4 protein-coding genes and 2 pseudogenes are annotated in these 4,351 nt (G+C 44.1%); 3 read left to right on the top strand and 3 right to left on the bottom strand.

Going from position 1 to position 4,351, the window contains the following annotated elements:
- Positions 1 to 229, top strand: a pseudogene (locus ACEW8S_RS14010) (succinate dehydrogenase/fumarate reductase iron-sulfur subunit); the annotation flags it as partial.
- 16 nt (positions 230 to 245) lie between these two features.
- On the opposite strand, the gene ACEW8S_RS14005 reads toward ACEW8S_RS14010, so the two are convergent.
- From ACEW8S_RS14005 to ACEW8S_RS13995, 3 genes are all read right to left on the bottom strand, one after another.
- The gene (locus tag ACEW8S_RS14005) at positions 246 to 1,568 is read right to left on the bottom strand and encodes an ATP-dependent 6-phosphofructokinase (protein WP_373518762.1); all 1,323 of its coding nucleotides are present in this window, start codon (positions 1,566 to 1,568) and stop codon (positions 246 to 248) included.
- A gap of 99 nt (positions 1,569 to 1,667) precedes the next feature.
- Positions 1,668 to 2,120: a pyridoxamine 5'-phosphate oxidase family protein gene (locus ACEW8S_RS14000; RefSeq protein WP_373518761.1), complete on the bottom strand. Its 453-nt coding sequence runs from the start codon at positions 2,118 to 2,120 to the stop codon at positions 1,668 to 1,670.
- Between the two features lie 116 nt (positions 2,121 to 2,236).
- Complete coding sequence (locus ACEW8S_RS13995; protein ID WP_373518760.1) at positions 2,237 to 2,656, bottom strand: hypothetical protein; 420 nt, start codon at positions 2,654 to 2,656, stop codon at positions 2,237 to 2,239.
- Positions 2,657 to 2,840: 184 nt separating this feature from the next.
- Between ACEW8S_RS13995 and ACEW8S_RS13990 the strand changes: the two are divergent.
- A pseudogene (locus tag ACEW8S_RS13990) lies at positions 2,841 to 3,922 on the top strand (DUF6544 family protein).
- Positions 3,909 to 4,211: a DUF6064 family protein gene (locus ACEW8S_RS13985; protein WP_373518759.1), complete on the top strand. Its 303-nt coding sequence runs from the start codon at positions 3,909 to 3,911 to the stop codon at positions 4,209 to 4,211. Before ACEW8S_RS13990 ends, ACEW8S_RS13985 begins: the two are co-directional and overlap by 14 nt.
- Positions 4,212 to 4,351: the final 140 nt, after the last annotated feature.

The raw sequence follows: 4,351 nt of genomic DNA, 5'->3' as shown, positions 1-4,351 counted from the left end.
TGCATCGGCCATGCTGTTCGTCTCCGCCAAGATAGCACAGTTTGCCTTGTTGCCACAGGGTAGGGTAGAGGCCAGTGATCGCGTATCCACCATGGTAAGGCAGATGGATGCGGAAGGGTTTGGGAACTGTACCAATACAGGAGCCTGTGAGGTGGAATGCCCCAAGGAAATATCCCTGTCAACTATCGCCCTTATGAACAGTGAATACCTCAAATCCGGCATAAAGTGATAGTGCGTGTTGTCCGCTATTGCATTGAAAACGGCTGCCCTGTACTTTGTAGGGCAGCGAACCAAAATTCCCCTGCCAGATTGATTTTTTTTCTTTGCGTTACGACTCGGGAGATGGGCAAATGCACAAACCGGTTGTTGACCATTCCGACCACAAATTTGGTCTTGCCCGCCATGGCACCGTGAACGGCATGGTAAGCGAGCCTGTTACAGAAAATACTGTCGCTTGCATTGGCGGGCGCACTTCTGATGATATAGCTCGGATCGATATATTTGATGGTCGCCCTGACGGAAGCGGCATCGAGATATTCCTTTATCTGATCCTTTAATAATAGTCCAATGTCCTTGTGCTTAACGTTTCCCGAGGCGTCCGTTACTGTATCGCCAGTTTCGAAAAGCTGTTGCCCCGCACCTTCGGCAACTACGATTACGGCATGGTGTTTTAGTTCCAACCGTTGTTTTAGGGCTTCCAAAAAACCGCTTTTCCCGTTCAGGTCGAAGGTCATTTCCGGTATTAGAACGAAATTGACAACAGGCATAGCTATGGCCGCCGAAGCGGCGATAAAGCCGCTGTCCCTTCCCATAAGTTTTACGATGGATACGCCGTTGTAGGCTCCCGTTGCCTCATTATGGGCATCCCGTATTATAGGTGCCGCCACATGGAAGGCGGTCTCGAAGCCGAACGATTTATCGATAAGGTCGATGTCGTTGTCAATGGTCTTGGGGATTCCTATCACCGCAATATCCAGATTTCGTTTTTCGATTTCCTCCCCAATGGCGTTTACTCCTTTCAAGGTGCCATCGCCGCCAATGGCGAACAGCAGATCGATTTTTTCGTTTTCCAAGGTATCGACCATTTCCGAAACGGATTGTGCGCCACGGGAAGAACCCAATACGGTGCCGCCGAATTCATGGATGTCCTTTACCTTGTCCGGTGTCAGTTCCCTCAATCCGTGACCGTTCGTGGGCACAAGGCCTTCGTAGCCATACGGGATGCCGAAAACACGCTCGACCCCGTAAAAATAATGAAGTGCCATCACAAGGCTACGGATCACATTGTTGATACCGGGGCAAAGCCCGCCACAGGTTACGATGGCCGCCGTGGTGTTCTCCGGGTCGAAGAACAGCTTTTCGCGCGGCCCGGCCTTTTCCAGACAAGCCGGTCGTTCGTTGTTTTTGATACATGTATCGAAACCTTGTAAAGAGACATCGACAAGTATCCTATCGTTTTCGTCAATAAATTTATAGAGTTTATCCTTGGTCGTTTTGCTCAGATGAATGGGCGATGGAATAGTTGCCGTACCGAGCGATCGGATATCAAAGTTGTTTTCGGGGTGCATCTCGCTAATTCCTTTAGGGATTTGTTAAGCTTCATTTTTCAGGTATGCAAAGGTGCGAAAGATTCTTGGGGAATCCCCCGGACCCTAAACATAAAAATCTTAACTCTCCCTGCGTTTTCCCGTAATCCCGGTTATTTTGATCCTAAAAACTACCGGAGTCCCCCTAGCATACGATTTGCCCGAAAATTCACTGATGAATTCCACTTCCTTTTGTTCTTTATGATGGATCATACTTTTTACCCCTTCCGTAAATTCATGCAGCTTTTGCTTTGCCGCACTACCTTCAAGCTCTTCAAAAGTGCCGTGTACCATGGCCGACTCCCAATTATGCATGGATGCTATTTCTTCGACCTGTACCGAGACCGATCTGTTCTTTCGCATGGCCTTGATCTTATGGCCTTCCCCCGAATAGCTGATCAGCGTATCATCCGTAGGGTCGAAATAATAGGTAATCGGGATTACGTAAGGCTCCCCTTGCGATACATAGCCAAGGTGCCCGGTGTAATTATTTCTGATAACATTCGTGCTTTCGCTAACGGTCAGAACTGTCATAATTGCAATTTTTAAAAGTTAATAATTCCTTTTCCTAAAAGGATGAAAAAGGATAAAAGTAGTTCTAAGGATAGACTTTGGACTATTATAGGGCGGAATGCCGATTTAATCATCTATTATCCAATTAGTTCAAGGTCGACAATGCTATATGCTTGGTATCCGGTGTCATCTTTCTCTCCCTCGTCCTCCTCATAATCCTCGCCCTCATTGCTCTGCCCCCCATCCTCCTCATAATCCTCGCCATTATTATCCTGCTCGTATGCTTCATCCTCTTCTCTTTCTTCTTTAGTATTATTTACGCTTTGATATACCACGATAAACATCTTTCCTTGATAGGATGCATCCGTAAGGTCATATTTTTCCATTGCGCTAGGTTCGATGTCCTGAAACTGAAAGGTCGTACCCTCCATATCCACAAAGCAGTATGTGCCTTGAACATACGAATCAAAACAGGCCTCTACCGAATAGGTTTCCTGTGCTCTTACGGCAGGGAAAACCAACATTAAAAATAAGATTTGAGCGAACATCAATTTCATTAGGGGAACATTTAGGTTCAAAAATAGGGTAGGTAAAACATCAAGGACATGATATTTATCAGTTTTGAAGAACATCTTACTTACTAGAGCGCATAGAAGACAACTTAGCATTGTTAATGATACCAAGCTTGGCTTTGGAAATAGGCGAAACGGCAAAAAAGGAGAAAAACTAAAACTTAAGACCATGAGAATCGCTTTACTTTTAATGCTATTGCTACACGGTATCATCCATTTTATGGGTTTTGCGAAAGCATTTCATTATGGCAACGTTGCGCAGTTTGCCAAAGAAATCTCGAAACCTATGGGATTGCTTTGGTTGTTGACGGGCTTGCTGTTTATTGTTTCCACCGGACTCAACATGATGAAAAGGGATACTTGGCCGATACTCGCCATGATCGCTGTACTTGTATCCCAAATCCTGATTTTTACGGTTTGGAGGGATGCTAAATTCGGAACCATCGCCAATTTCATTATTCTGTTGGCCGCCATCATCGGTTTTGCGTCCAGTCAGTTTGAAAATAAATATAAGGGGGATGTTCGGTCAGCGATTGAAAAATCGAAAACCCATTCCGAAATTATTACTGCAAGGGACTTGGAACGCCTACCGTTACCTGTGAAAAAGTATTTAGTGTATGTCGGTGTGGTGGGTAAACCCAAAATAAACAATGTCTGTATCGTTTTAAAGGCCAAATGCGGGAAAAGGGAAAGGATTGGTTTTCGTTTACCTCGGAACAATATAATTTTTTCGATACACCCACCCGCCTTTTCTTTATGAAGGCGAAGATTATGGGATTGCCCACATATGGTTATCATAAATACGATAGGGAAGGGGCGGGCATGCTCATAAAATTAGAATCCCTGTTTCCCATAGTCGATATCAAAGGAAAGGAAATGTACCCCGCGGAAACGGTCACTTTTTTTAATGACCTGTGTTTGTTCGCTCCGGCCGCACTTATTGATAAACGAATCACTTGGGAAACCATCGACCCCTTATCGGTCAAGGCCACTTTTACTACCATCAATATTAAGATCTCAGCTATTTTATCTTTCAACGAGGCTGGACAACTCATCAATTTTGTTTCGTACGACCGCTATTCGGTTTCCGAAATGAAGGCCTTTCCGTTTTCTACACCTGCCAAAAACTATAAAAACATAAACGGGTACAATCTGGCGACCTATGGCGAAGCCACATGGCATTATCCTGACGGAGAATTTGTTTATGGGAAATTTGAGCTGAAGGAAATAGAATATAATGTGTCCCAATAAAAAGATGAAACTACCATTTACATCCGAAGGGTTCTTAACCGTTTTTGAAAATTATAACCAGGCCGTTTTTCCAATGCAGGTTGTTTTATACCTACTTGCTGCCCTTGTGGTTTATCTATCGGCACGAAAAGAAGCGTGGACGGATAATGTAATATCCGGAATTCTTACCTTTTTTTGGCTTGGGATGGGAATCGCCAACCATCTAGTTTTTTCGCAACAATCAATAAGGCGGCCTATTTTTTTGAAGCACTTTTTATTTTGCAAGGTGGTTTCTTGCTGTTTTTATTAGCTTCAATAACTACCTGATAAATATCATAGTTATCCTGTCAACAGCATAGTATTTTTGTACGAAATACAATGAATCAATGCGCAGTTTAATCCAAAAGTATAACGTCGCTGGAGTGGAAATTGTACTGCAGTCTATCTTCC

Source organism: Pricia sp. (assembly GCF_041745955.1).
Lineage (GTDB): Bacteria > Bacteroidota > Bacteroidia > Flavobacteriales > Flavobacteriaceae > Pricia.
Note: the sequence above shows the minus strand (reverse complement) of the source record. Positions and strands in the feature narration are given on the sequence as shown.

Excerpts from the sequence above, each read along its gene's own strand:
- ACEW8S_RS14005 (WP_373518762.1), bottom strand. The coding sequence starts at position 1,568 with ATGCACCCCGAAAACAACTTTGATATCCGATCGCTCGGTACGGCAACT.
- ACEW8S_RS14000 (WP_373518761.1), bottom strand. The coding sequence starts at position 2,120 with ATGACAGTTCTGACCGTTAGCGAAAGCACGAATGTTATCAGAAATAAT.
- ACEW8S_RS13995 (WP_373518760.1), bottom strand. The coding sequence starts at position 2,656 with ATGAAATTGATGTTCGCTCAAATCTTATTTTTAATGTTGGTTTTCCCT.
- ACEW8S_RS13985 (WP_373518759.1), top strand. The coding sequence starts at position 3,909 with ATGTGTCCCAATAAAAAGATGAAACTACCATTTACATCCGAAGGGTTC.